Raw genomic sequence first — 24346 nt, forward strand, 5'->3', positions numbered from 1 at the left:
CCCTCAGATGTACTGGCGTTCGGTGTTGTGGAAGGCACGACCGTTCTCCGGGCGCGAGGTGCGGCAGAGTACGCTGATGCCGTCGCTGGCGACCTGGCTCCAGCTCAGCTGCACGGGCTTGGGCGCGTACTGCGGGTTCGGGTCCATCGGGTGTTGCAGGGCGGTGAGCACCGCCAGGGTGTCCATCGGCGCGTACAGTTCGATGTAGTCGCCGGCCTGGCTGTTGCCGGGCTGGAAGTGGAAGGCCCCGGCGGCGTCGACATCCACGCGGCTGAAGAGGTTGAGGTTCATCAGCAGGTCCTGCAGGTTCAGGTCCCACTTGCCCATCTCCACCAGCAGGTTGTCCATGCCGTTGCGGAAGAAACCGTTGCGCAGTTCCTGGTAGCGGCCCTGGCCGTACTTCTCCAGCGTCTCGGCGGCGTTGAGCACGCCGGCGAAACTGTCGTGCCAGCCGCAGGTGTCGGCCGTGATCGCGGCCAGCACCCTGCCCATGTCCGAGTACAGGCAATGGCCGGCGGTGAGCTTGGCGGTGTGCTGGCCTTTGAGGGTGTCCGGCAGGTTCAGGCGCTCGCTCTTTTCGCCGGCGTTGAACAGCAGCAGGCTGACGTTGGCGCCGCCCTCGATGTCGGTGATGCGCAGCAGTTGTCCGCGCTTGAGGATGAAGGAGGTATGCCCGCCGCCGGGTACGGTCTCTTCGTACAGGCTCGGGCGCAGGGTAAGGGCAGTGTGCATGGGAACCTCGGGATCAAAGCCGGAGCGTCAGGCGCCAGAGGGCGCCTGATCATCGTTGCGATGGGATGGCGTCAGAGCTTGCCGTCGACGGCCATCTGCACGTAGCTGGGGTCGAAGCGCAGCTTGATGTTGGCGCTGTCGCCCGTGCTGACGCCGCCGGCGAAGGTCATGCCGATGGCATCTGCGCTGCGTGCACCCTCACCGAGGATGCCGTGGTCGAAGCTGAAGCTGGCGACCTTGGTCATGGTCTCCGGCAGCGCCGGACTGGTGATGAAATCCAGGGTGTCCTGCGGCGTGTAGAACAGCTTGGTGGTGGCCAGCTGCGACTGGTAGCCGGCGAGGTCGGTCCCGGAGGCCTTGGCCATTTCGCTCAGCGCTTCGCTGCTCTCGGCGGTGCCGGCCTGCATCAGTTCGAGAATCTCGAACCAGGCGCCGGTCAGGGCCTTGCCGAAGTCCGGGTTGTCTTTCAGGGTCTGGGTGTTGACCACCATCATGTCGAGGATTTCGCCGGGAATCTTCGACGAGTCGAAGACCTGGGTGCTGCCCGGTTGGGCGAGAATTTCCGCCAGCATCGGGTTCCAGGTGGCGGCGGCCTCCACGCCGGGCGTGGTGTAGGCGGCGATGATGTCGGCGTCGGAGGTGTTCACCACCGTCACGTCGCGCTCGCTCATGCCGGCGCTTTCCAGGGCGCGAGCGAGGAAGTAGTGGGAGACCGACAGCTCGACCAGGTTCACCGGCATGCCCTTGAGGTCGGCCAGGGTCTTGCCTTCGCCCTTGATCAGCAGGCCGTCGTTGCCGTTGGAGTAGTCACCGACCAGCAGCGCGGTGGAATCGACGCCGCCAGCGGCCGGAATGGTCAGGGCGTCCATGTTGGTCATGGTGCAGCCGTCGAACTGGCCGACGCTGTACTGGTTGATGGACTCGACGTAGTCGTTGAGCTGCACGACGTCGATGTCGATGCCGTATTTCTTCGCCCATTTGTCGATGATGCCGGAGGTGCTGGCATAGCCCCAGGGCATCCAGCCGGCGTAGAGCGTCCAGCAGACGCTGAAACTGTCTTTCTTCTCGGCGTGGGCGCTGAAGCTGAGTACTGCGGCCAGGCCGGCGGCAGCGAAGGAGAGCAGACGGTACTTGCGCATTGGAACCTCCAGTCTTGATGAGTACGGGCAGGAGTCGCGGCACGTTTCGAAGCGTTCGAAAGGCGCGTTCTCCCGGGCTTTTATCCCGCCGTGTAACCTCATCGGAGGTCGATGACTCTCGGACCAGTCACCCGCCTGGGCGGATCGGAACCCTAGTCATCCATTTCGCAAATTGTGGTGCCGCGATTCCGGGAAATCCCGGTTGGAACCTGCACGTTGAGGTCGTAGCGAATTGCGTGCCAGGTCGGTAAACGCGGTGAACCACGGGTTGGCGGCCGGGCAAGGCGGCACCGGTGCTGCCTGATGGGGCCGCTTCGGCGCCCGTTGCACCGTTCGAGGGCGGGCGACGCGTGAAATGCGCTTCCCGGCGCCCCGGCGCGGTGGCATGGAAATCGCTACCAGCCTGGCTGCAGAGGCGGCCTCGCCGGCGCCTTCGGGACGACCCGACTCCGCTGCTTGTCTGGACGACCAGGTAACTCACTTGTTCAAGGGAGCTTGCCATGGCGCACACCCATTTCACGTCCATTCCGCTTGTCGATATCTCCGGGCTCAATTGTGCCGACCTGGCCGCACGCCAGCGCGTGGCCGACGAGCTCGGCCGCGCTGCGCGCGACGTCGGCTTTCTGCAGATCAGCGGGCACGGTATTGCCCGCGAGCTGCGCCAGGGGCTGATCCGCCAGGCGCGCAGCTTCTTCGCCCGGCCGCTGGCGGAAAAGATGCGCTTCTACATCGGTCAGTCGAGCAACCACAGCGGCTACGTGCCGGAAGGCGAGGAGCAGTTCGCCGGCGGCAGCCAGGACCTCAAGGAAGCCTACGACGTCAACTACGACTACACCGAAGCGGCGCAGGTCTACCCGCTGCTGGGGCCGACCCAGTGGCCGGACTCGGCCGACTTCAAGCGCGAGGTGAGCGCCTACTACCGTGCCGCTCTGGCGCTGGGCGACACATTGTTTCGCGGTTTCGCCCTGGCGTTGGGGCTGGCCGAGGACACCTTCGCCAGTATCACCCGTCACCCCACCAGCCAGCTGCGCATGATCCACTATCCGCTCGACCCTGACCCGGTGGCGGACCGCCCCGGCATCGGCGCGCACACCGACTACGAGTGCTTCACCATTCTGTTGCCGACTGCCGAGGGACTGCAGGTGCTCAACGGCGACGGGCAGTGGATCGACGTGCCGCTGATCGAGGACGCCTTCGTGATCAACATCGGCGACATGCTCGAGGTACTCAGCAACGGCCAGTTCGTTGCCACCTCGCACCGCGTGCGCAAGGTCTGCGAGGAGCGTTTCGCCTTCCCGCTGTTCTGCGCCTGCGACTACCCGACGCGCATCGCGCCGATTGCCGGCCTGGCGCCTCGCGGTGAGCGGGTGTACCAGCCGGTGAGCTGCGGCGATCACCTGTTCGCACAGACCGCGCAGACCTTTCGTTACCTGCGCGAGCGCCTGGAGGACGGCACGCTGCAGCTCCCCGATGGCACGCTGGGCCTGTCCAGCTTCGGCCTGGGGCGCCGGGAGGTGACGGCATGAACCTGTTCGAACTGGCGGCACGCCACCCGATGCGCGTCGAGGGCGGCGTGCCGGACTGGATGCTCGGGCACTTTCGCCGGCGCACCATCAGTTTCGCCGATGGCCGCAGCGACGAACGCACCCAGGTGCACTGGTTGCAGAGCCGCACCTTCACCATCGACTTGCGTCTGCCGGAGGGGCCGCCATTGCCGGGGCGCGCCTGGCAGGACTATGACGCCGCCGAGCTGCGCGTGCTGGCCAATCACGAAGGCTGGGTGGCCGACAGCCTCTGGGAGGGCGGCATGCTCAGCTGGCGCGGCGGGGTCTCGCTGCAGTTGCACAACCGCTGGCCGGAGCCGGCGCGGCTGCAGCGCATCGGCAACTGCATGATCGAGTTCGGCACCACGGGCGCCTATGTCGAGGATTGGCGCCTGCAGGCCGGCAGGGGACCGTTGATCGGCCTGCGCCTGCTGGAAGAATGCGACGGCGAAACCGGCCAGGTGCTGCGCCGTGGGGGTGGCCTGATCGTCTGCGGCGAGCAGCTTGGCTGGGTGCAGGGGCGAGCGCTCGAGCCGCGGCCGTCGAGCAAGCCATTGCGTGAGCGGGTGGCGCAGGCCTGTGGCGATGCTGTGGCCCTGGCGACGCTGCTCGACTGCGAAACCTCGCTGGCCTGCATCGATGCGCAGGGCGACTACCGCGTGCAACTGTCCACCGTGCCGGCGCGCGTTGGGCAGGTGCTGACCCTGGAGGGTTTCGAGCCGCCGGTGCAGGGGCGCGTCCGCCAGTACCTGCACCATCCGCAGGATGGCCGTGCGCGGGTGCGTACCTTCATCGTCGATACCCTCGAGCCGGATTGGCGAGCCGACCTCGCGACGCCGAGCAGCAGCGAAGCGCAGCAGTGGTTCGCCACGGAGCAGGAGACGCTGGCGCGTTATCTCGAGGTGTTGAGCTAGCCATCGGTGCCTGCGTGATGCGGTGCTGAAAAGCTCGCCGCTGAAGCGCCTCCCACGGGGCGGGGGCCGCCACGATTCGTGGGAGGGGCTTTAGCCGCGCTGGATCGCCCGCAAGCGGGCTCGTACGGATGATCAGCGTACGGCGTTCGGCTGTAGCCCGGATGCAATCCGGGGACAATGTCCCGGTGAATCCCCCGGATTTCATCCGGGCTACGGTGTTGGATTGATCGGCAACGTGCCTGGGGTAGGAGCCCGCTTGCGGGCGATTGGCGGCATCAGCGATGGACGATCAGCGTATGGCGTTCGGCTGTGTAGCCCGGATGCAATCCGGGGCGATGTCCCGGTGAATCCCCGGATTTCATCCGGGCTACGGTGATGGGCTGATCGGCAACGTCTTCGGGGCGGGCGATCAGCGTGCGGCAATACGTTCGGCCACTTCGCTGGGCAGCTGCGCCTGCGCGCGGCGTGCGGCGTTCAGCGGAATGTCGTAGGTGATGCGCGCGCCATAGGCGTTGGGGGCCTGCGGGTCGTGGCGCACCTTGTCGAACACCAGCAGGCGGGTGCCGAGGCTGAAGCCCTCCGACAGGTCATGGGTGACCATGAACACCGTCAGGCGGGTTTCCTGCCACAGCTCCAGCAGCAGGGCGTGCATGTCCTTGCGAATACCGGGGTCGAGGGCACCGAACGGTTCGTCGAGCAGCAGCATGCGCGGTTGCATCACCAGCGCCTGGGCGATGGCCAGGCGCTGCTGCATGCCGCCCGAGAGCGCGCTGGGGTATTTGTCCAGGGCATGGCCGAGGCCGACCCGGGCGAGGATGCTGGCGGCGCGCTCGCGGGCCTCGCGCTTGGCTGCGCCGAACAGGCGCCCCAGCACGGGTGCGCGTGGCAGTTCCAGGCCCAGGGCGACGTTGTCCAGCACGCTCAGGTGGGGGAACACCGAATAGCGCTGAAAGACCACGCCACGGCTCGGGTCCGGCTCGTTGGGGAGTGGGGCACCGCCGAGCAGGAGCTCGCCGCGACTGGGGCGTTCCTGGCCGAGCAGCATGCGCAGGAAGGTGGATTTACCACAGCCGGAGGCGCCGACCAGGGTGCAGAACTCGCCTTCTTCGACCTTGAGGTTGAGGCGTTCCAGCACCACCTGGTCGCCGTACTCCTGCCACAGGTGGCGCGCTTCGATGAAGGCGCCTGGCGACGGGCTGGCGTCGGTACGGGGTTCGCTCATGGCGGGTTCACTCAGCGGGACGATGTGTTGGCTGAACAGGGTCATGCCTTGCCTCCTGCGTGCCAGGGGAAGCACAGACGCAGCACCTGGCGCAGGCCCAGGTCCATCAGCCAGGCCAGCAGGGTGATCCAGACGACGTACGGCAGGATCACGTCCATGGCCATGTAGCGGCGGACCAGAAAGATGCGGTAACCGAGGCCGTCGGTGCTGGCGATGGCCTCGGCGGCGATCAGGAACAGCCAGGCGGAGCCGAGCATCAGGCGCAGCGAGATCAACAGGCGTGGCATCAGTTGCGGCAGCACCAGGCGCAGGATCAGCGTCCAGGAGTTGGCGCCGAGGGTCTGAGCCTTGATCAGCAGTTCGGCTGGAATCTCCCGCGCGCGCTGTTCGATGTCGCGGGCGATGCACGGGGTGATGCCGATGGCGATCAGCATCACTTTGGACAGCTCGCCCAGGCCGAAGACGATGAACAGGATCGGCAGGATGGCCAGGGGGGGAATCATCGACAGCACCGTGAGCATCGGCGACAGCGGCGCGCCGAACAGCGGCACGCTGCCGGCGGCGATGCCCAGCACCAGTCCGGCCAGCGCCGCCACGCCGAGGCCGATGGCGAGGCGGGTGAGGCTGGAGGCGCTGTCCTGCCAGAACAGGTAGTTGCCCGTGCGCTTGTCTTCGCTGAAGGCCAGGCGGTCGACGGCATCGATCATCTGGCTGGCGCTGGGCAGCAGCTTGTCGTTGGGGTTCTCGGCCAGGCGTGCGGTCGAGGTGCTGAAGTAGACGAACAGCAGCAGGGCGAAGGGCAGCAGGATCAGCAGCAGGCGGCCGCTGCGGTCCGGATGGCGGTTGATCAGGCGCATGGAGAGTCCTCGTCGGGCCTGTAGCGAAGGGCGGGCACGGCTAGAGCGCGACGACGCCGCTGACGGGTGTCCGGTAGGCGGCAGGGTGCCGCTGGTGCGAGTGGGGCGTAGCCATGATGAACCTCCAGTTTGACGGTGGCGGACAGGAGTTCGCGGCGGTTCCCCACGGATGGGGCGCGTTCTCCCGGGCTTTTGTCCCGCCGTGTAACCTCGCTGGAGGTCGCCAGCTCTCGGACCAGTCACTCGCCTGTGGCGAGCCGGAACCCTAGCCGGCTATTGCAAATTGTGGTGCCGCGGTCCCGGCTGGCCGGGGGTGTTCCTGCACCCGATGTCCTTAGCGAACATCGTGCCATGCGCCGCAAGGTGCGGCGCTTGGCGCTGCGCTGCGGCTCGTCGAGGGCAGGCTGCGCCGTGCTGGTGCGTGGTGCGGCTGGCGTGCCGCCTGCTGGGGCGCTACAGGGTGCCGTCGGCGGCCAGCTGCATGTAGGCGTGGTTGAAGCGCAGCAGGACGCGCTGCGGGTTGCCGATGGTCTTTTCACCGCTGAAGTCGATACCCAGGTTGGTCAGGCCCTGGCCACGCTTGCCCAGCAGGGCATGGGCATCGGCAAAGTGGGCGACGCGTCGCATCAGGTCCGGCATCTTGCCGGTGCGGGCGAAGTTGAGGGCGCTGCGTGGCGAATAGAACGAGCGCAGGGTGCCCAGTTGGTCTTCGAAGTCCTCGGCGCTGGTACCCGCCGCGGCGGCCATCTGTGCTCGGGCTGCGCGTCCGGCGGCCGTCGGCAGGCCGAGCAGGCGCTGGGTCTCGAACCAGGCACCGGTCAGCGCGCGGCCGAACTCGGGATGCTGGGCCAGGGTCTGGCTGTTGACCACGGTGAGATCGAGGATCTCGCCCGGGATCCGGTTGGAGGTGAACACCATGCTGACCTGCGCCTTGCGCTGGATTTCCGAGAGGATCGGGTTCCAGGTGATCACCGCATCGCCCTGGCCAGAGAGAAAGGCGTCGGCGATCTCGCTGTCGGAGACATGCTTGATGGTCACGTCCTGCTCGTCCAGCAGGCCCCATTCCAGTGCCCGGCTGAGCAGGTAGTGGGAAACCGAGTTTTCCACCAGCAGCACGGTCTTGCCCTTGAGGTCGCGGATGCTCTTGCCGCTGCCGCGCAGCAGCAGGCCGTCGGCACCGTTGGAGAAGTCGCCGATGATCAGCGCGGTGCTGTCCGTGCCGGCGGCGGCGGGGATGGTCAGGGCATCCATGTTGGTCATGGTGCAGGCATCGAACTGGCCGGCGCTGTAGCGCTCGATGGAAGCGACGTAATCCGGCACTTCCTGCACCTGAATGTCGATGCCGTACTTGTCGGCCCACTTCTTCACGATGCCCTGCTTGGCGGCATAGTCCCACGGCATCCAGCCGGCGAAGACCGACCAGCAGAGCTTGAAGGTTTTCGGCGCGGCCTGGGCTGTCGGAGCGCTGAGCAGGCAGGCGCAGAGCAGGGCGGTGAGTAGCGGGCGAATGGGCATAGGGACCTCGGTTGGTTGGCGGACGCGGGAAAGCAGACAGCCGTGCTGCGCGTTCTCCCGGGCTTTTGTCCCGCCGTGTAACCTCGCGGCTCCCCGCCGCTGATGAGGTCGCCCACTCTCGGACCAGCCACTCGTCATCGGACGAGCCGGAACCCTAGTCGGCCATTGTGTTGAGGCAGCGCCACGCTTTCCCGCTGCGGGCCATGCTAAGCGAGGAGTGTGCCAGCGAACGTGACGAGCCTGTGATCCTGGTCACTCGGCTGCACGGAACGTGACTCAGTCCATATTGTCGAACAGTCATGCTGAATAGCGCCGTGACCACCGGGCCGCTGCCTGTCCAGCAGTCTTCTGGAAATCGAGGAGTATTCCAATATGCGTGGTTTGACTGTGATGACATTGGCGTTGCTGCTGGGCGGCTGCAGCTTCAGCGCGCCGGGCGTGCATGCGCGGGTAGGTGACCCTGACGTGATTCGTGTCGATCTGGATGGCCGTGGCCACTCCAACGGCGGCTACTTCTGCCCGCCGGGGCATCGCATGAAGGGGAGTTGCTGATGAAAACCCTCTGCACCTTGTTGCTGGCCGCCAGCCTGGCCATCGGTCTGTCGGGCTGCAGCCTGCGGTTGCCAGGTATCGGCGTCGATATCGGTGACGGTGGTGGTCCTTCGCACTGCCCTCCGGGGCAGGCCAAGAAGGGTCGTTGCTGATCCGCTTCCGGGCCACTGGCCCGCTTCCCCTGTGGAGGCTCCCATGTTCTACAGAATCCTGCTTGCCACGTTGCTGATCCTGCCGCTCGGCGGCTGTGCGGTGTATGGCTACGACCACGATCGCGGCTACCGCAATCACGCCTACTACAACGGCTACCGTCACGACTATTCGCCACCGGTGTACGTGACGTCGCGCTATTACTACGACGACCGCCGTCGCCAGTACCAGGCGCCACCCCGCTACGTGCCGGCGCCGCAACCGCGTCAACGCTATGGCTACGCGCCGCACTACCGCGACGACTACAAGCGTCACGAGCAGCCACGCCATGACAAGCCGCGCGACGCGCGGCGCCAGGAGCAGCGTGGCGTCAAGGTCCTGCGCGGCTGGGACACCGGACGGAGCACCCCGCAGCGCTACTCCAATGGGCGCAGCTACAGCGAGCAGCGGCGCAGCAACGAGCGCCGCTGGTAGTCCCGTTCAGCCCCGCACGGTTTCGCTGTGCGGGGTTTGCTCATCGACCCGACGAATCGCCTCGACCATGGCCTGCGCCGCTGGCGACAGGCTGTGGCCGGCGCGGCTGACCAGGCCATAGGCCGAGTGCTGGTGCAGCCCTTCCGCCTGCATGGGCAGCAGGCAGAGCTGACCGCTGCGAACTTCTTCGGCAATCACGTCCCAGGGCGCCATGCTCAGCACGTCGCTGCCCGCGACCAGGCGCTTGAGCACCAGAAAGTTGTCGCACTCCACGCTCAGCGGCTGCAGACGGCCGCTGGCAGCGCTCAGGCTGCGCTCGACCACATGCGGCAACTGCGTGCCAGCGAGGGGGAAGTCGAGCAGGTCGCCGAGGCTCAGCTCGCGCCGTTGCAGCAGGGGGTGCGCCGGGCGGCAGAACAGTACGCCATGGTGCACCCGTAGCGGCTCGATGTGCAGTTGCGCATCGCCTTGCAGTTCGCGGATGTCGGCGACGAACAGCTCGATGGTCGACTCCAGCAGCGCGTCGCGCAGCTCCAGCCAGTTGGCGATGTTCAGTTTCACCTGCACGCGCGGATAGCGCTGCAGCAACTGGCCGAGCGCCTGCGGTACCAGCCTGGCGGCGGGGTAGGGGCCTGCGCCCAGGCGCAGCTCGCCGGCCTGCAGGTTGCCCAGCTGGTTGACCGCGTTGCTCAACGCCAGGCTGCCGGCCAGCAGGCGCCGGGCATGCTCCAGCACCAGCCGGCCATGGGCGGTGAGGGTGACGCCACGGTTGTGGCGATCCACCAGGGTACAGCCGAGCTGGCTCTCCAGGGCCTGGATGCTGCGGCTCAGGGCAGGCTGGCTGAGGTGCACGGCAGCAGCGGCACGGGCGAAGTGCTGGTGCTCGGCGAGCGCGACGAAGTGGCGAAGCTGGCGTAGATCGTTCATGTGTGTTGTGCATCAACTTGCTTATTCGAATGCATTGGAATTATCGAACAGGCTTTGCCAACCTGCCAGCACTCCAACAACAAGACGTCCATCGCCATGAGCACATTCCTTCGCTTGAGCGGCCTGCTGCTGGCCGCCTCCCTGCCCCTGAGCGCCAATGCCGAGCTGCCGGCCGAGCGCATCGAGCCCAGCATCAATGCCGAGCTGGCGGCCCACACCAAGGTCTTCGCCCAGCAGCTCTACCGCGTCGCCGACAACGTCTATTCCGCCGTGGGCTGGCAGCTCGGCAACGTGGTGATGATCGAGGCGCCGGAGGGGCTGATCATCGTTGACACCGGCGAGTCGGTCAGCGAGTCGCGCAAGATCATGGCCGAGTTCCGCAAGATCACCGACAAGCCGGTGAAGGCGGTGGTCTACACCCACTTCCATCCGGACCATATCAACGGCGTGCAGGCGTTCGTCACGCGCGAGCAGGTCGAGTCCGGCGACGTGCAGATCTACGCCCACGACACCCTGCTCGCCAATGTCGTGGCCCAGGGCGCACTGGTCGGGCCGATTCTCGGTGTGCGCTCGGCCTACAGCTTCGGCTCCTTTCTCGAGGCGCAGGACGAGCAGGACATGAACGGCGGTATCGGCCCGCTGGTCACTCCGGAGCCTTCCACCTTCATCGCCCCGACGGTGACCTTCGCGGACAAGCTCGACACCACCATCGCCGGGCTTGACGTGCAGTTCCTGCATGTCCCCAGCGAGGCGCCGGACGAGATCGTGCTCTACCTGCCGGCCAATCGCGTGCTGATCAGCGCCGAGGTGGACCAGGGGCCGACGCTGCCGAACATCCACACCTTGCGCGGCACCAAGTTCCGCGACCCGGTGCAGTGGGTCGACAGCCTGGACAAGCTGCGCGCCTACCGGGCCGACTACATGGTGCCGTTGCACGGTCGCCCGGTCAGCGGTCAGGACGCGGTGGAGGAAGTGCTGCGCATGACCCGCGACGGCATCGCCTACATCCATGACCAGACCGTGCGCTGGATGAACAAGGGGCTGACGCCGGACGAACTGGTGGAAAAGGTCAAGCTGCCGCCGCACCTGGCGGGCTACACGCCCTACCTGCGTGAGTACTACGGTACGGTGAAGCACAGCGTGCGGCAGATCTACAACGGCTACCTGGGCTGGTTCCAGGGCGACCCGGTGGACCTCGACCCGACGCCGCCACGGCAGAAGGCCGAGCGCCTGATCGCCATGATGGGCGGGCGCGAGAAGCTGCTGCTGGAGGCCGGCAATGCCTACCTCAAGGGTGATTACCAGTGGGCCGCCGAGCTGGCCGGCTATGCCATCCGTGTCGATCATGACGACCAGCTGGCGCGCGACATCAAGGCGCGCAGCTTCCGCAAGCTGGGCTACGCCAGCATGAACATCAACTGGCGCAACTGGTACCTGATGAGCGCCATGGAGCTGGAGGGCAAGCTCGACGGTGACGAGATCAGCCAGCGCTCGATCGAGATGCGCAAGGTGTTCCTCTCGCCGGACATGGTGCGCAGCTTCACCCCGCAGAGCTTCCTGCAGAACTGGGTGACGCGCATCGACCCGGAGAAGGCCGGCGATGTGGAAATGACCCTGGGCTTCAGCTTTCCCGATGTCGGAGAGCAGTGGGCGCTGGAGGTACGGCGTGGCGTCGCGCAGTTGCACAAGGGCATTCCCGAGGGCACCGAACTGCGTCTGTCGATGGACAAGAGCTTCATGGACACCCTGCTGACCGGCGAGGGTGGCCTGGTCAAGGGCGCGCTGCTGGGTGATGTGAAGGTCGATGGCAACCTGCTGGATATCCGCCGCTTCCTCAGCTGCTTCGACTTCACCGACGAAGCCTTCGGGCTGACCCTGCGCTAGCCGATCTGGCTGCAGCAATGCCCCGGCGAATCGCCGCTGGGGCAGGGGCACGCCAGTCGAAAGAGGGGCGTTCGGACGGCGTCAGGCCCGGCACACTCCGGGTTCATCCACTCGGAGACTGACGATGAACCTGCTGTCCTTCGCCAAGGGCGCCCTGGCCATGTTCTGGCTGGTGGCGTTGCTCAACCTGCTCTATCCCTTCGCCGCGCCGCTGGGTGCCTGGGTCAACTGGCTGGCGCTGGCGGTACTGCTGGCGCACGTTGCCGAGATGCTGCTGTTCCGCGCGCGTCTGCACGGGCTGCCGGGGCCTTGGTGGCAGCGCCTGCAGGTGCTGCTGTTCGGCCTGTTGCACCTGCAGCGCTTGCGTTGAGCGCGATCGCGACGAGGATGCGCCTGAGGTGATCGCGCTGCGTGCGGGAGACGACGTGCCGGTGAGCGACCTCACTCGCACGCCGGCTCCCGCAGGGCATCACTCCACGAACAGCTGCTGCACCACCGAGAAGTCCTGCTTGCCCTTGCCCTGCTTGAGCAGCAGGCGGTAGAGCTGCAGGGCCAGCGCACCCATCGGCGCACTGTTGCCATGGTGGCTGGCGGTTTCCTGAGCCAGGCCGAGATCCTTGGCCATCAGCTCGGCCATGAACCCGCCGCTGTAGCCTTTCGACGCCGGCGCGTTTTCCATCACCCCAGGCCAGGGGTTGTACTTCTCCAGCGTCCAGTTGCCACCCGAGCTCTGCCGCATGATCTCGGCCAGCACGGCGGGGTCCAGGCCGTTGGCCACGCCCATGGCCATGGCTTCGGCGGTGGCGATCATCTGCACCGCCAGCACCTGGTTGTTGCACACCTTGGCGACCTGGCCGGCACCCTCCGGGCCCGCGTGGAAGATGTTCTGGCCCATGACCGCGAGCAGCGGCCGGACCTTCTCCAGGGCCTCGGCGGCACCGCCGACCATGAACGTCAGGGTGCCAGCGGCGGCGCCTGCGGTACCGCCGGACACCGGCGCATCGAGCAGCTCGATACCGCGTTCGCGCGCCGCCGCATGCACCTTGCGCGCGGACTCCGGGGCGATGGTGGAGCACTCGACCACCAGGCTGCCGGCCGGCAGTTGCTCGAGCAGGCCGTCGCGCCCCAGGTAGAGGCTTTCCACATGGCGGCTGGCTGGCAGCATGCTGATCACCACCTGGGCCTGATCGACGGCGGCGCTGGCGCTGACAGCGGCTATAGCCCCCTCGCCGGCAAGGGTGTCGACGGCGCTGCGCACCAGGTCGAAGACTTTCAGCGGGTAGCCTGCCTTGAGCAGGTTGCGAGCCATGGGCAGGCCCATATGGCCAAGGCCGATAAAGGCGATCTGGGTCATTCTGGCATCTCCTTGTTGTTGTCCGTGCGGCGTTCGAGGCGTGCGGGTGGGGCTGACGGTCCGGCCTCCCCGGATTTCATCCGGGCTACGTGTTTCTTCTGGCTACAGGTCCGCCAGCGGGTGCTCGCCCTCCCAGGCCGGAGCGAAGTGCGCGTCGATCACGGCAGCGGGGATCGCGGCGACATCCGGCCAGTGCCAGTTCGGGCTGTGGTCCTTGTCGATCAGGCGCGCGCGCACGCCTTCCGGAAATTCCGGGTGGCGGCAGCAGTTGAGGCTCATGGCGTACTCCATGCGGAACACGTCGGCCAGCGACTGGTGACGGGCGCGGCGGATCTGTTCCCAGACCAGGTGCGCGGTCAGCGGGCAACCGCCGGCGAGGGTTCTCGCCGCTCGTGCCAGCAGGGCATCGTCGTCGTCCTGCAGGGCGCTGAGGGCCTGGACCGCAGCGGCTGGCTCGGCGACATCGAGCAGTGCGTCGAGGCGTTCACGGCGAGGCAGCCACTGCGCCGCCGGCAGGTCGCCACGGGCTTCGTTCTCCAGGGCCTGCAGCAGGCTGTGCAGCTGCAGTTGGGCCTGCTCGCGCCAGTTCAGCTGCACCAGCCCTTCGAGCAGCGCCTGCTGCTGGTCATCGCGCAGGAAGCGGTCGGCCAGGTTGAGGTCCAGCGCATCGCGGGCGTTGATGCTGGCGGCGGTGAGGCCGAGGAACAGGCCGAGCCTGCCGGGTAGGCGGGCGAGGAACCAACTGCCGCCAACGTCCGGGTACAGGCCGATGTTGATCTCCGGCATGCCGAGGCGGCTGCTCGGCGTGACGATGCGGATGCCGGCGCCCTGCATCAGGCCCATGCCGCCCCCCAGCACATGGCCGTGGGCCCAGCAAATGAAGGGTTTGGGGAAGGTGTGGATGCGGTAGTCGAGGCGGTACTCGTCGGCGAAGAAGCGGCGCGCCAGGGGCGGGACTTCACCGGGGTGTTCGCGACACTGGTGCACCAGCTGGACCACGTCGCCGCCGGCACAGAAGGCCTTGGGGCCGTTGCCGCGCAGCATCACGCAGGCGATGGTCGGGTCTTCGGCCCAGGCTTTCAGGCGCTCGTCGAGTGCCTCGATCATCGGCAGCGACAGCGCGTTGAGGCTTTTCTCGGCGTCCAGGCTGGCGATGCCGATGCGATAGCCGTGCAGGCTGGGGCGTTCTTCGAATTGCAGGTTCATGAGGTTTTCCCGCGTAGGGTGGATGGCGCTCTATCCATCCACCGGATGGGGTAATGGTGGATGTGAAAGGCGACATCCACCCTACGAGCTATTTGTGCGCTTATTTGTTGCGCCACTGCGGGTCGCGTTTTTCCAGGAAGGCGTTGACGCCTTCGCGGGTGTCGTCGGCGTCGAACAGGTCGACGAAACGCTCGCGCTCCTCGGGCAGCCAGGTGTTCGAGCCGCGTTCGCGGGCCCCCTGGATCAGCGGCTTGATGGTGCGTACCGCCACCGGGCTTTGCCGCGCCACCTTGGCGGCCAGCAGCAGGGCCGTGCCGCGTGCTTCGCCGCTGTCGACCACCTGCTCGACCAGGCCGATGCGCAGGGCGGTGTCGGCGTCGATGCGTTCGCCGCAGAGGATCATGCGCTTGGCCCAGCCCTCGCCCACCAGCCAGGGAAGTGCCTGGGTGCCGCCCGCGCAGGGCAGCAGGCCCACGGCAGCTTCCGGCAGGGCCATCTGCGCCTGGCGCTCGGCGATGCGGATGTCACAGGCCAGGGCGCATTCCAGGCCGCCTCCCATGGCATAGCCGTTGATTGCGGCGATGGACACTCCACGGAAGTCGCGCAGGGTCTCGAAGGCCTCGCCGAAGCGCCTGGCCATCTCGCGGGCGCGGGCCTTGTCGCCGTCGGCGAACATGTTCAGGTCGGCGCCGGCGGAGAAGAACTTCGGCCCCTGTCCGGTCACCACCAGGGCGTAGACCTCGTCGTCGCGGTTGAGGTGTTCGACCACCTGCTTGAGGCCGATCAGCGAATCGCGGTCCCAGGTGTTGGCCGGAGGGTGGTTGATGGTGATCAGCGCGGTGTGCCCGTGCTTCTCAACGGTGAGCTTGTGGGTCAGGTCGAAGATGCCGGATTTGTAGGTTTCGATTGCGGTAGTCATGAGGGGGCTCCTGCAGGTGTCAGAGCAGGCGATCGAGCATGCCGCTCTGCTGCAGCAGGCGGCGGGCGACGATCACCCGCATGATTTCGTTGGTGCCTTCGAGAATCTGGTGCACGCGTGCATCGCGCACCCAGCGCTCCAGTGGATAGTCATTCAGATAGCCATAGCCACCGTGGAGTTGCAGGGCTTCGTTGCATACGCCGAAGCAGTGGTCGGTAGCGAAGCGTTTGGCCATGGCGCAGTACAGGCTGGCTTCACCGTGGCCGTGATCGAGCTTGTGCGCGGCCAGGCGTACCATCTGCCGGCTGGCGGTCAGGTCGGTGAGCATGTCGGCCAGCTTGAACTGCAGCGCCTGGAACTCGCTCAGCGCCTTGCCGAACTGCTTGCGCTCCTCGACGTAGCGCAGGCTCTGCTCCAGTGCGGCCTGGGCGGCGCCAAGCGAGCAGCTGGCGATGTTCAGGCGGCCCCCGTCGAGACCTTTCATGGCGTAGACGAAGCCTTCGCCTTCCGGGCCGATGCGGTTGCCGGCGGGGATGCGTACACCGTCGAAGGTGATGCTGCGGGTCGGCTGCGCCTTCCAGCCCATCTTGTCCTCGTTGCGACCGTAGCGCACGCCGGGGGCGTCGGCCGGCACCAGGAAGCAGGAGATGCCCCGGGCGCCATCCTCGCCGGTGCGTGCCATGACGATCAGCACGTCGCTGGCCCCCGCGCCGGAGATGAAGCACTTGCTGCCGTCGAGCAGGTAGTCGTCGCCGTCACGCCGCGCCCGTGTGCGCAGGTTGGCGGCGTCGGAGCCGGCGTCCGGCTCGGTCAGGCAATAGGAGGCGAGCGATCGGCCGCTGACCAGCCCGGGCAGCCAGGCGTCCTTGAGCGCCTGGTCGGCGAAGCTGGCGAGCATCCAGGTGGCCATGTTGTGGATGGTCAGATAGGCGGTGGTGGCCACGCAGCCGGCCGCCAGTTGTTCGAAGATCAGTGCGCTGGACAGACGCGACAGTCCCAGGCCGCCGTCCTCCTCGGCGATGTACAGGGCCAGGTAGCCCTGTTCGGCCGCACGGCGGATCACCTCGACCGGGAAGTGGTGGTCGCGATCCCTGTCGGCGGCGTAGGGCGCCAGCTCCCGCGCGGCGAAGGCGCGGGCACTGTCGGTCAGCAGGCGTTGTTCATCACTGAGTTCGAAGTCCATGGCATCTCATTGCAAGGTCAGGGGTTGGCCGCCGGCGCGCCGCTCGGCCTGCCACTCGGCGAGGCTGGGCAGCGCCGTGCTGGCGTCGAGGCGGTCGACGATTTCGAAGTAGTCCTGTTTCAGCGGGTCCTTGAGCACGTCCTCGCGTGGTTTGACCCGTACCGCGTAGACGGTCTGCAGGTTCTGGTGGTCGAAGGCGCGCCATTGCTGCTCGTCTTTCAGCAGGCTGTAGCGGTGGCCTTCGAGCGCCTTGATCAGCGCCTCACTGTCCAGGCTGTTGGCGCGCTTGGCTGCATCGGCCCATTGCTGGACGATGCTGTAGGCCGAGGCGGCGGAGCTGGACGGGTACATCTCGTAGCGGGTCTTGAACGACTGCACGAAGGCTTCGCCGCGTGCGGACTTCTCCAGCGCCGGGACGCGCCAGGTCCAGGGTTCGGTGCCGATCACGCCCTGCATCAGGTCCGGTCCGGCCTGCTCGACCATGCTCTGGGTCAGGTTGGGCGCGATGATCTGCATGCGCTCGGTCAGCCCCAGGTCCTTGGCGATGCGCATGGCGCGCACCAGGTCTTCGCCGAACAGCACCAGCGCCAGTACCTCGGCATTGCTGGAGGCGGCCTGGGTCAGGGCATCCTGGTAGTCGGCCAGGCGGGCGCCGGGGAAGGGCACGCGCACCCCTGCATGCTGGCCGGCGTTGTCGGTGCCCGTGGCCTGCCGCAGCGAGGCCTCGGTGGTGTGGCCCCAGGTGTAGTCGGAGGTCACGTAGAAATAGCGCTTGTTGGGCAAGGTCTTGCTCAGGTACTGGCCGAGCACCTTGGCACTCATCCAGGCGTTGTTGCACTCGCGGAACATGTAGCGCTGGCCATCCTTGCCGGTGGTGTCGTTGGAGTAGGTGAGGGTGCCGAAATACAGCAGGCCGTGCTCCTTGGCGCGCTTGCCGGCGGCGATGGCCACCGCGCTGGAGGAGCCGCCGAAGAGCATCGCGGCGCCTTCGGCGGCCAGCTTGTCGACGTTCTTCACCGCCTTGGCCGGACGCGAGGCGGTGTCCTTGCTGGACAGGCGCAAGGGCCTGCCCAGCACGCCGCCCTGGGCGTTCAGCTTGTCGATGGCCAGCAGGGCTCCACGCATCTGCGCCAATCCCTCCTCCTTGTACGGTCCCGTGCGCGGGTAGTTGAGCCCCAGGGTGATCGGCTCGGCAGCCTGCGCACAGGCGGTGACAGCGGCCCACAGGGCCAGAATGGCAGACAGTTGGCGCATTGCAGTTCTCCTTGTTCTTGTTCTGCTGAGAACCCTTTTACGCCGCTTGTCCAGTTCAGGTGATCGTCTATTGGTCTAAAGACACGTTACCCGGTTCTCATTTCAGAGAAATGGTCATGTTCGGCCCGTCGCCCAGCGCTGTGTCGTCGAACCAGCGGCTGGTCACCGTCTTGGTCTCCGTGTAGAAGCGCACTGCCTGTTTGCCATAGGCATGCAGGTCGCCATAGAACGAACCCTTCCAGCCGGTGAAGGAGAAGAACGGCAGCGGCACCGGGATCGGCACGTTGATGCCCACCTGACCGACCTCGATCGCATGCTGGAAATGCCGGGCGGCGCCGCCGGAGCGGGTGAACAGGCTGGTGCCATTGCCGTAGGGGCTGGCGTTAATCAGCGCGATGGCTTCTTCCAGAGTGTCCACCTCCATGCACACCAGCACCGGGCCGAAGATTTCCTCGCGGTACAGGCTCATTCTGCTGGTCACGCCGCGGAACAGTGTCGGGCCGACCCAGTTGCCATGCGGATACCCGTCGACCACGCAGTGCGAACCATCGAGCAGGCACTCGGCGCCTTCGGCCTTGCCTTCCTCGATCAGGCGCAGCACGCGCTGGCGGGCCTGCGGGCTGATCAGCGGACCATAGGCGGCGCCGCTGTCCTGCCAGTGGCCGGGGCGCAGCGCGGCCATCTGTTCGGCCAGGTCGCCGATCCAGTGTTTCGCCTCGCCGACGAACACCGCCACGCTGATCGCCATGCAACGCTGGCCGGCGGCCCCGCAACTGGCGCCGAGCAGGTTGCTGATGACCTGGTCCCTGGGGGCATCGGGCATGACCACCATGTGGTTCTTCGCCCCGGCGAAGGCCTGCACGCGCTTCAGGTGCTGGGTGCCGGTGCGATACACATGCTGGCCCACCGTCACCGAGCCGACGAAGGACACCGCGCGCACCAGGGGGTGCACCAGCAGGGCATCGACCTGCTCGCGTGCACCATGCAGCACCTGCAGCAGGCCGGCCGGTGCGCCGGCTTCGAGGAACAGTTCGGCCAGGCGGTTGGGCGTCATCGGGTCCTGTTCGGACGGCTTGAGAATGAATGCGTTGCCGCAGGCGATGGCCAGCGGGAACATCCACAGGGGAATCATCGCCGGGAAGTTGAACGGGGTGATGCCGACGCACACCCCCAGCGGCTGGATCCAGCTGGCGGTGTCGATCTCGCGGGCGACGTTCTCCACCGTCTCGCCCATCATCAGGCTGGCAATGTTGGCGGCATGCTCGGCCACCTCGATGCCACGCCATACGTCGCCCTTGGCATCGGCGAAGGTCTTGCCGGTTTCCCGTGCGAGGATTTCCGCCAGTTCGTCGTGATGCTCCTTGAGCAGGTGCTGATAGCGCAGCATCAGGCGGGCTCGCTCCGAGACCGGGACTTCACGCCAGGCGAGGAAGGCCTGCTGTGCGCCGGCTACCGCAGTCTCGATTTCCTCGGCCGTGGCCTTGGGCGCCAGGGCGATCACTTCCTGGGTGGTCGGGTCGGTGACTTCGATCAGTTCGTGAGCCTGGCTGGTGCGCCATTGGCCGTCGATCAGTTGCGGTAGGGTCTGGGGCATGTTCGCCTCCTGTTGTTCTTGTCCGGGTCTTTTATAGCGGCTGGGAACGGCCTTGTGGATTGACGATCTTGGTCGAAGGATGGACGATCTTGGGATTCGTCGACTGCCTCGGGATGCGATCAGCATGGGCTTGCGCGTGGAAACCTCCAACTGGCCGTTGCCGCTGGGTGGGCAACGCTTCATCACGCCGCCGCGTCTGCGCCGCCTGCTGGCGCGCCATCCGCTGAGTGCTGGCTGCTACCCGCTGGCCATCGGTTTCTACCCCGAAGCGGTCGGGCACCGCATGAGTCGGGCGCAGCCGGAGGATGACCTGCTGATCTACTGCCGCTCGGGCAAAGGCTGGCTGCACGGCGAGGATGGACGATTCGAGGTCGGTGCTGGCGATCTGCTGCTGCTGCCCAGGGACACTGCGCATGCCTACGGCGCCGACGCCGACGCCCCCTGGACCATCTACTGGGTGCACTTCGACGGGGCGCTCAGCCAGGACTTCCTCGACCTGCTGGGTAGCCAGCCGTTGCGCCGCATCGGCGTCCAGCCACGCCTGCTGGGGGACTTCGAGGCGCTGCTGGGGCTGCAGCGGCAGGGGTTGAACGCGCTGCCATTCATCCATGCAGCGCATCGGCTGCAGGCGATGCTCAGTTCGCTGGCGGTGCTGCCGGCGCGGGTCAATCTCAAGTCGGGGCGGGTATTGGATATCGAGGCGGTGCACGCGGTGATGCGCGAGCACCTGCACGGCAGCCTCAACCTCGATGAGCTGGCCGAGCACTTCCACCTCTCGCGCTTCCATTTCGCCAAGACCTATCGGGCCCTGACCGGGCATGCGCCGATCCAGGATTTCATCCAGCTGAAGATGGCCCTGGCCTGCCGCCTGCTCGACCGCGGCGATGTCGAGGTGCGCCAGGTCGCGGAGCAACTGGGTTACGAGGATGCCTATTACTTCTCGCGTCTGTTTCGCAAGGTGGTGGGCATGGCGCCCAGTCACTACCGGGCGCTGCACCTGGGGTAGTCGCGGCCTGCTAGACCCGTGCGATGGTCGCCAGGCCGGTAGCCACCAGCTTTTCCTGGCCGTTATTCACGGCGAACACGTCCGCTCGGCAGACCGCCAGGCGCTGGCCGGCCTTGAGCACTTCCGCGCGGCAGAGCAGGCGTTCGCCAAGTGCTGGGGCGAGGAGGTTGAGCTTGTATTCGCTGGTGACCACGTCACCGACCATCGAGGCGGCGGCCCAGGCGCAGCCGCTGTCGACCATGAAACCGACCACTGCACCGTGCATGTAGCCGTGGTGCTGGCACAGGTCGGGACGGCTGGGTACCTGCAGGCAGACCCGGCCCGGCGCGAACTCGAGCAGTTCGGCGCCGAGCAACTGGGCGAAGGTGGAGTGGGCGAGCGCCTGTTCCAGACGCTCGCGGCTGATGCCGTTCGAGTCGCTCATGTGACCTCCTGCACGGGGTGTGCGGGAGAGTCTCGACCTGCCCCTGGGCTTGGGCAAGCTGTATCCACCGATCTGATGAGGCGCCATGACCGAGCGTCAGGCGAGCAGGCGCTTCCACAGTTTCAGGCCTTCGGCCAGTTCCGCACGCAGTTCGTCCAATGGGCGTTCCAGTCCGAGCTTGACCTGGGCCGGCAACAGGCCATCCGGCGTACTGCCCGACTGCAGGGCGCTGGCCAGCAGCACCAGGTCGGCCAGGTCGGCGCTGCGTTCGTGCTCGCGCTGCCACTGGCCATGCAGGCGGGCGCATTCGATGACCGCCGACGGCAGTTGCCAGCGGGTCAGGATCAGCGCGCCGATGTCGCCGGAGAGCTGCTCGCACAGGGCATTCAGCGAGGCGCTGTCACGCGGCAGCTCCGGCCAGTGTTCCAGCTCCGACAACAGGGGCAGGCTGCCGATGTCCTGCAGCAGCCCACCGAGCATGGCGTCATCCATGGAGAAGCCGACGGTCTGTGCCAGTACGGCGCAGTAGGCGGCGCGTTCACGGGCGTTGCGCCAGCGCGTGCGAAACGCCTGCTGCAGCGCCGCGTCGTCGCTGGTGAACAGGTGCTGCAGGCTGAAACCCAGCACCAGATCGGCCAACTGGCGGGTGCCGAGGCGACCGAGCAGGTCGCGCAGCGAGGTGCAGGGGCGGTTGCCGCGCAGCAGCGGCGCGGCGGAGAACTGCATCAGGTAGGCCGCCAGTGGCGGGTCGCCGTTGATCACCCGCGCCAGTTGTTCCTGCGAGGTGTGCGGGTCGTCCAGCAGCTTGCGGATACGTACGGCGGCCTCCGGCATCTGCGGTATCTTGGCTTCGCCCTTGAGAAAACGGTTGAGGAGTGCCAGGCGCAAGGTATCGGTGGTGGTTGGCATCGAGTTCCATTCATTCGTCAGTGGCTGTGTTCGAAAGGCTAGCAAAGCATCCCCGGCCTTGCCGCAATCGTCTTCCTTGACTTGCCCTGGCCCCTTCTCTAGCGTGCCTGCACTTGTAAGGATTCAGGCAGGAAACAGGCATGACCGATGACCGCATCAAACTCGAGGCCAGCTGGAAAGAGGCGCTGCGCGACGAGTTCGACAAGCCCTACATGAAGGAGCTGGGCGAGTTCCTGCGAACGGAGAAGGCGGCCGGCAAGGAGATCTACCCACCTGGTCCGCTGATCTTCAATGCGCTCAACTCCACGCCGCTGGAGCAGGTCAAGGTGGTGATCATCGGCCAGGACCCCTACCACGGTCCGGGGCAGGCGCACGGCCTGTGCTTCTCGGTGCAACCGGGGGTGCAGACGCCGCCGTCGCTGGTGAACATCTACAAGGAGCTCAAGCGCGACCTGAACATCGACATCCCGGCGCACGGCTACCTGCAGAGCTGGGCCGATCAGGGCGTGCTGCTGCTCAACACGTCGCTGACCGTGGAGCGTGCCAATGCCGGCTCGCATGCGGGCAAGGGCTGGCAGCATTTCACCGACCGGGTCATCGAGCTGGTCAGCGAGCGGCAGCCCAAGCTGGTCTTCCTGCTCTGGGGCAGCCATGCGCAGAGCAAGCAGCGCCTGATCGACCCGACCAAGCACCTGGTACTGCGCTCGCCGCACCCGTCGCCGCTGTCCGCGCATCGCGGCTTCATCGGCAACGGTCATTTCAGCCGCTGCAACCAGTTCCTCAGTCAGAACGGCATGACCCCCATCGACTGGCGCCTGCCCGCGCTCTGAAGCGCTGCCAGAGCGCCTAGCGCCTGGCCAGCGTGTCATCGCTGCGGCACTGCTGGGCGGCCAGGTCGGCGCGCAGCGCGTCCAGGCGTTCGTCGGCGCGTTGCAGCTGGCGCGCGTCCGCCGTGGCGACGATATCCACGAGCATGCCGGCCATGGCCTCGCGGTTGCTCTGGTAGCTGGCGCGATAGGCCTCGGTGTAGAAGCGTTCGCGCTGTTGCAGCAAGGCGCTGATGCGCGCGGCGAAGTCGTCGCCGCGTCGCGCTTCCAGGGCGTCACGCAGTGCCTGTTGCCAGGCCAGGCGGTTGTCCAGCCAGACCTGATTCTGCGCGCCCAGGCTCCGGGCCCAGGCCAGTACCCGTTCGCGCTGGGCCGGCTCGAGGTCGCCGAACCAGGGCTGCAGGCGCTCGTTCATGCGTTCGGCGCGCAGGCTGATCTGCTCGTCCAGTGGCGGCTCGAGGAAGGTCACGCGCAGCTTCCGGTTCTGCTCCTCCAGCTCGGCGAACAGGCGCTCGACCTGCAGCGGGTTGAGGCCGCGCAGCAGTTCGACGGTGCTCGGGGTGATTTCCACGGCGATGCGCTGCATCGCCTGCTCGAAGCCGTCCAGCTGGCTGAGCATCAGTTCGGCGTCGCGCTCGGCCAGGGCCTGGCGGCTGCGTTGCAGCCAGTCGAGGTAGTGCGGCAGCTCCACGCTGCAATGCCAGGTCAGGTGCTGCTGCAGCCTGGGTTCCAGCCAGGCGCTCTGCTCGCGGCTCAGCTCGACGTAGTCGCCCAGTTTCCAGGGGATGATCCAGTCCAGGTTGCGGTAGGCCAGGCCGGCACGGCTGCAGGCGCCGAGCGCAACGGTGAGGGCGAGCAACAGCAGCAGGGACTTGCGCATGAGCGGGGTCCGCCTGGGTAGAGTCGTTGAGACTAATACGCGGCGAAGCGGATGCAAGAGGGCGGACATATCCGCTAAACAGTTCGCTGGCCGGCAGGTGCGCGCGCGTTGCAGGCCTGTCGTCCAGGCATGAAAAAACCGCCCCGGAGGGCGGTTTCGGGTACGGCAGTCCGGCTCAGCCGCCGAGGTAGGCGTCGCGTACCTTCGGGTCGTTGAGCAGATCCTCACCGCTGCCTTGCATGACGATATGGCCGTTCTCCAGCACGTAGCCACGATCAGCCAGCTTCAGCGCCTGGTTGGCGTTCTGCTCGACCAGGAACACGGTCACGCCGTCTTCGCGCAGTTGCTCGATGATGTCGAAGATCTGCTGGATGATGATCGGCGCCAGGCCCAGCGACGGCTCGTCGAGCAGCAGCAGCTTGGGCTTGCTCATCAGCGCACGACCGATGGCGAGCATCTGCTGTTCGCCGCCGCTCATGGTGCCGGCGCGCTGGGCGAAGCGCTCCTTCAGGCGCGGAAACAGGTGCAGGACCTTGTCCAGCTGCTCCTGGTTGTCTGCCTTGTTGCCGAAGAAGCCACCCATGGCCAGGTTCTCCTCGACGGTCAGGCGGGCGAACACGCGGCGGCCTTCCGGCACGATGGCGATGCTCTTGCGCATGATCTCGGGGGTGTCCATGCCCACCAGCTCTTCACCCAGGTAACGGATGCTGCCGCTGGTGGCGCGCGGGTTGCCGCACAGGGTCATCAGCAGGGTGGACTTGCCGGCGCCGTTGGCGCCGATCAGGGTGACGATCTCGCCGGCCTGCACATCGATGCTGACATCGTGAAGCGCCTGGATCTTGCCGTAGAAGGTGGAGACGTTGTTGAAGCTCAGCATGGA

At 66.6% G+C, this 24346-nt stretch carries 25 protein-coding genes and 3 riboswitches; of the genes, 9 read left to right on the top strand and 16 right to left on the bottom strand.

The window, feature by feature from the left end; translation table 11 throughout:
• Positions 1–3 precede the first annotated feature (3 nt).
• Both JLK41_RS07075 and JLK41_RS07080 read right to left on the bottom strand, forming a co-directional pair.
• On the bottom strand, positions 4–732 hold the full coding sequence (locus JLK41_RS07075) for an urea amidolyase associated protein UAAP1 (protein WP_210390662.1): 729 nt from the start codon (positions 730–732) through the stop codon (positions 4–6).
• A gap of 71 nt (positions 733–803) precedes the next feature.
• Positions 804–1871 carry a putative urea ABC transporter substrate-binding protein gene (locus JLK41_RS07080; protein ID WP_047584504.1) on the bottom strand — a complete coding sequence of 356 codons (1068 nt, stop codon included), beginning with the start codon at positions 1869–1871 and terminating at the stop codon, positions 804–806.
• Between the two features lie 67 nt (positions 1872–1938).
• Positions 1939–2038: riboswitch (guanidine-I (ykkC/yxkD leader) on the bottom strand.
• Between the two features lie 333 nt (positions 2039–2371).
• On the opposite strand from JLK41_RS07080, the gene JLK41_RS07085 reads away from it, so the two are divergent.
• Together JLK41_RS07085 and JLK41_RS07090 are read left to right on the top strand one after the other, a co-directional pair.
• A complete protein-coding gene (locus JLK41_RS07085; protein ID WP_150608658.1) occupies positions 2372–3397 on the top strand; it encodes an isopenicillin N synthase family dioxygenase in 1026 nt (341 codons plus the stop codon).
• Entirely contained in the window at positions 3394–4329 is a 936-nt protein-coding gene (locus JLK41_RS07090) for a hypothetical protein (protein ID WP_150608660.1), read from the top strand. Before JLK41_RS07085 ends, JLK41_RS07090 begins: the two co-directional genes overlap by 4 nt.
• 409 nt (positions 4330–4738) lie before the next feature.
• Here JLK41_RS07090 and JLK41_RS07095 read toward each other — a convergent pair whose 3' ends face one another.
• From JLK41_RS07095 to JLK41_RS07105, 3 genes are all read right to left on the bottom strand, one after another.
• On the bottom strand, positions 4739–5551 hold the full coding sequence (locus tag JLK41_RS07095; protein WP_150610223.1) for an ABC transporter ATP-binding protein: 813 nt from the start codon (positions 5549–5551) through the stop codon (positions 4739–4741).
• A 41-nt stretch (positions 5552–5592) separates the two neighbouring features.
• Positions 5593–6408: an ABC transporter permease gene (locus tag JLK41_RS07100; RefSeq protein WP_037055426.1), complete on the bottom strand. Its 816-nt coding sequence runs from the start codon at positions 6406–6408 to the stop codon at positions 5593–5595.
• A 179-nt stretch (positions 6409–6587) separates the two neighbouring features.
• Positions 6588–6688, bottom strand: a riboswitch (guanidine-I (ykkC/yxkD leader).
• Between the two features lie 173 nt (positions 6689–6861).
• A complete protein-coding gene (locus tag JLK41_RS07105) occupies positions 6862–7923 on the bottom strand; it encodes a putative urea ABC transporter substrate-binding protein (RefSeq protein ID WP_210390663.1) in 1062 nt (353 codons plus the stop codon).
• A 52-nt stretch (positions 7924–7975) separates the two neighbouring features.
• Positions 7976–8092, bottom strand: a riboswitch (guanidine-I (ykkC/yxkD leader).
• A gap of 203 nt (positions 8093–8295) precedes the next feature.
• Here JLK41_RS07105 and JLK41_RS07110 point away from each other — a divergent pair.
• The 3 genes from JLK41_RS07110 to JLK41_RS07120 are packed head-to-tail and all read left to right on the top strand — an operon-like array spanning position 8296 to position 9099.
• Entirely contained in the window at positions 8296–8475 is a 180-nt protein-coding gene (locus JLK41_RS07110; RefSeq protein ID WP_037055432.1) for a hypothetical protein, read from the top strand.
• Complete coding sequence (locus JLK41_RS07115; protein WP_167494331.1) at positions 8475–8627, top strand: hypothetical protein; 153 nt, start codon at positions 8475–8477, stop codon at positions 8625–8627. The genes JLK41_RS07110 and JLK41_RS07115 overlap by 1 nt, the downstream gene beginning before the upstream one ends.
• A 43-nt stretch (positions 8628–8670) precedes the next feature.
• Positions 8671–9099, top strand: coding sequence for a hypothetical protein (locus JLK41_RS07120; protein WP_037055434.1), 429 nt, complete (start codon positions 8671–8673; stop codon positions 9097–9099).
• A gap of 6 nt (positions 9100–9105) precedes the next feature.
• Here JLK41_RS07120 and JLK41_RS07125 read toward each other — a convergent pair whose 3' ends face one another.
• On the bottom strand, positions 9106–10026 hold the full coding sequence (locus JLK41_RS07125; RefSeq protein ID WP_037055437.1) for a LysR family transcriptional regulator: 921 nt from the start codon (positions 10024–10026) through the stop codon (positions 9106–9108).
• A 96-nt stretch (positions 10027–10122) separates the two neighbouring features.
• Between JLK41_RS07125 and JLK41_RS07130 the strand changes: the two genes are divergently transcribed.
• Both JLK41_RS07130 and JLK41_RS07135 read left to right on the top strand, forming a co-directional pair.
• Complete coding sequence (locus JLK41_RS07130; protein WP_210390664.1) at positions 10123–11910, top strand: alkyl/aryl-sulfatase; 1788 nt, start codon at positions 10123–10125, stop codon at positions 11908–11910.
• Between the two features lie 124 nt (positions 11911–12034).
• On the top strand, positions 12035–12280 hold the full coding sequence (locus JLK41_RS07135) for a DUF1145 domain-containing protein (RefSeq protein WP_037055439.1): 246 nt from the start codon (positions 12035–12037) through the stop codon (positions 12278–12280).
• 99 nt (positions 12281–12379) lie between these two features.
• Here JLK41_RS07135 and mmsB read toward each other — a convergent pair whose 3' ends face one another.
• The 6 genes from mmsB to JLK41_RS07165 all read right to left on the bottom strand — a co-directional run bounded on the left by mmsB (position 12380) and on the right by JLK41_RS07165 (position 19420).
• Positions 12380–13264: a 3-hydroxyisobutyrate dehydrogenase gene (mmsB, locus tag JLK41_RS07140; protein ID WP_210390665.1), complete on the bottom strand. Its 885-nt coding sequence runs from the start codon at positions 13262–13264 to the stop codon at positions 12380–12382.
• Positions 13265–13366: 102 nt separating this feature from the next.
• Entirely contained in the window at positions 13367–14470 is a 1104-nt protein-coding gene (locus tag JLK41_RS07145) for an enoyl-CoA hydratase/isomerase family protein (RefSeq protein ID WP_210390666.1), read from the bottom strand.
• 100 nt (positions 14471–14570) lie between these two features.
• The gene (locus JLK41_RS07150; RefSeq protein ID WP_047584493.1) at positions 14571–15389 is read right to left on the bottom strand and encodes an enoyl-CoA hydratase; all 819 of its coding nucleotides are present in this window, start codon (positions 15387–15389) and stop codon (positions 14571–14573) included.
• 19 nt (positions 15390–15408) lie between these two features.
• Positions 15409–16572, bottom strand: coding sequence for an isobutyryl-CoA dehydrogenase (locus JLK41_RS07155; RefSeq protein ID WP_210390667.1), 1164 nt, complete (start codon positions 16570–16572; stop codon positions 15409–15411).
• A 6-nt stretch (positions 16573–16578) separates the two neighbouring features.
• A complete protein-coding gene (locus tag JLK41_RS07160; RefSeq protein ID WP_210390668.1) occupies positions 16579–17826 on the bottom strand; it encodes an ABC transporter substrate-binding protein in 1248 nt (415 codons plus the stop codon).
• 97 nt (positions 17827–17923) lie between these two features.
• Positions 17924–19420: a CoA-acylating methylmalonate-semialdehyde dehydrogenase gene (locus tag JLK41_RS07165; protein ID WP_037055452.1), complete on the bottom strand. Its 1497-nt coding sequence runs from the start codon at positions 19418–19420 to the stop codon at positions 17924–17926.
• A gap of 124 nt (positions 19421–19544) precedes the next feature.
• Between JLK41_RS07165 and JLK41_RS07170 the strand changes: the two genes are divergently transcribed.
• Positions 19545–20426 (top strand): AraC family transcriptional regulator, encoded by an 882-nt coding sequence (locus JLK41_RS07170; RefSeq protein ID WP_210390669.1) that lies wholly within the window; start codon positions 19545–19547, stop codon positions 20424–20426.
• Positions 20427–20436: 10 nt separating this feature from the next.
• Here the strand turns inward: JLK41_RS07170 and JLK41_RS07175 are convergent, their stop codons facing one another.
• The gene (locus JLK41_RS07175; protein ID WP_210390670.1) at positions 20437–20850 is read right to left on the bottom strand and encodes a PaaI family thioesterase; all 414 of its coding nucleotides are present in this window, start codon (positions 20848–20850) and stop codon (positions 20437–20439) included.
• 96 nt (positions 20851–20946) lie between these two features.
• The gene (locus JLK41_RS07180; protein ID WP_037055457.1) at positions 20947–21759 is read right to left on the bottom strand and encodes an HDOD domain-containing protein; all 813 of its coding nucleotides are present in this window, start codon (positions 21757–21759) and stop codon (positions 20947–20949) included.
• A 140-nt stretch (positions 21760–21899) separates the two neighbouring features.
• Between JLK41_RS07180 and ung the strand changes: the two genes are divergently transcribed.
• Complete coding sequence (ung, locus tag JLK41_RS07185) at positions 21900–22589, top strand: uracil-DNA glycosylase (RefSeq protein WP_037055458.1); 690 nt, start codon at positions 21900–21902, stop codon at positions 22587–22589.
• 16 nt (positions 22590–22605) lie between these two features.
• Here ung and JLK41_RS07190 read toward each other — a convergent pair whose 3' ends face one another.
• Entirely contained in the window at positions 22606–23466 is an 861-nt protein-coding gene (locus JLK41_RS07190) for a DUF6279 family lipoprotein (protein ID WP_210390671.1), read from the bottom strand.
• A 175-nt stretch (positions 23467–23641) separates the two neighbouring features.
• Positions 23642–24343 carry an ABC transporter ATP-binding protein gene (locus JLK41_RS07195; RefSeq protein ID WP_037055462.1) on the bottom strand — a complete coding sequence of 234 codons (702 nt, stop codon included), beginning with the start codon at positions 24341–24343 and terminating at the stop codon, positions 23642–23644.
• Between the last annotated feature and the right edge of the window lie 3 nt (positions 24344–24346).

It is taken from the genome of Ectopseudomonas khazarica (assembly GCF_017915135.1).
Lineage (GTDB): Bacteria > Pseudomonadota > Gammaproteobacteria > Pseudomonadales > Pseudomonadaceae > Aquipseudomonas > Aquipseudomonas khazarica.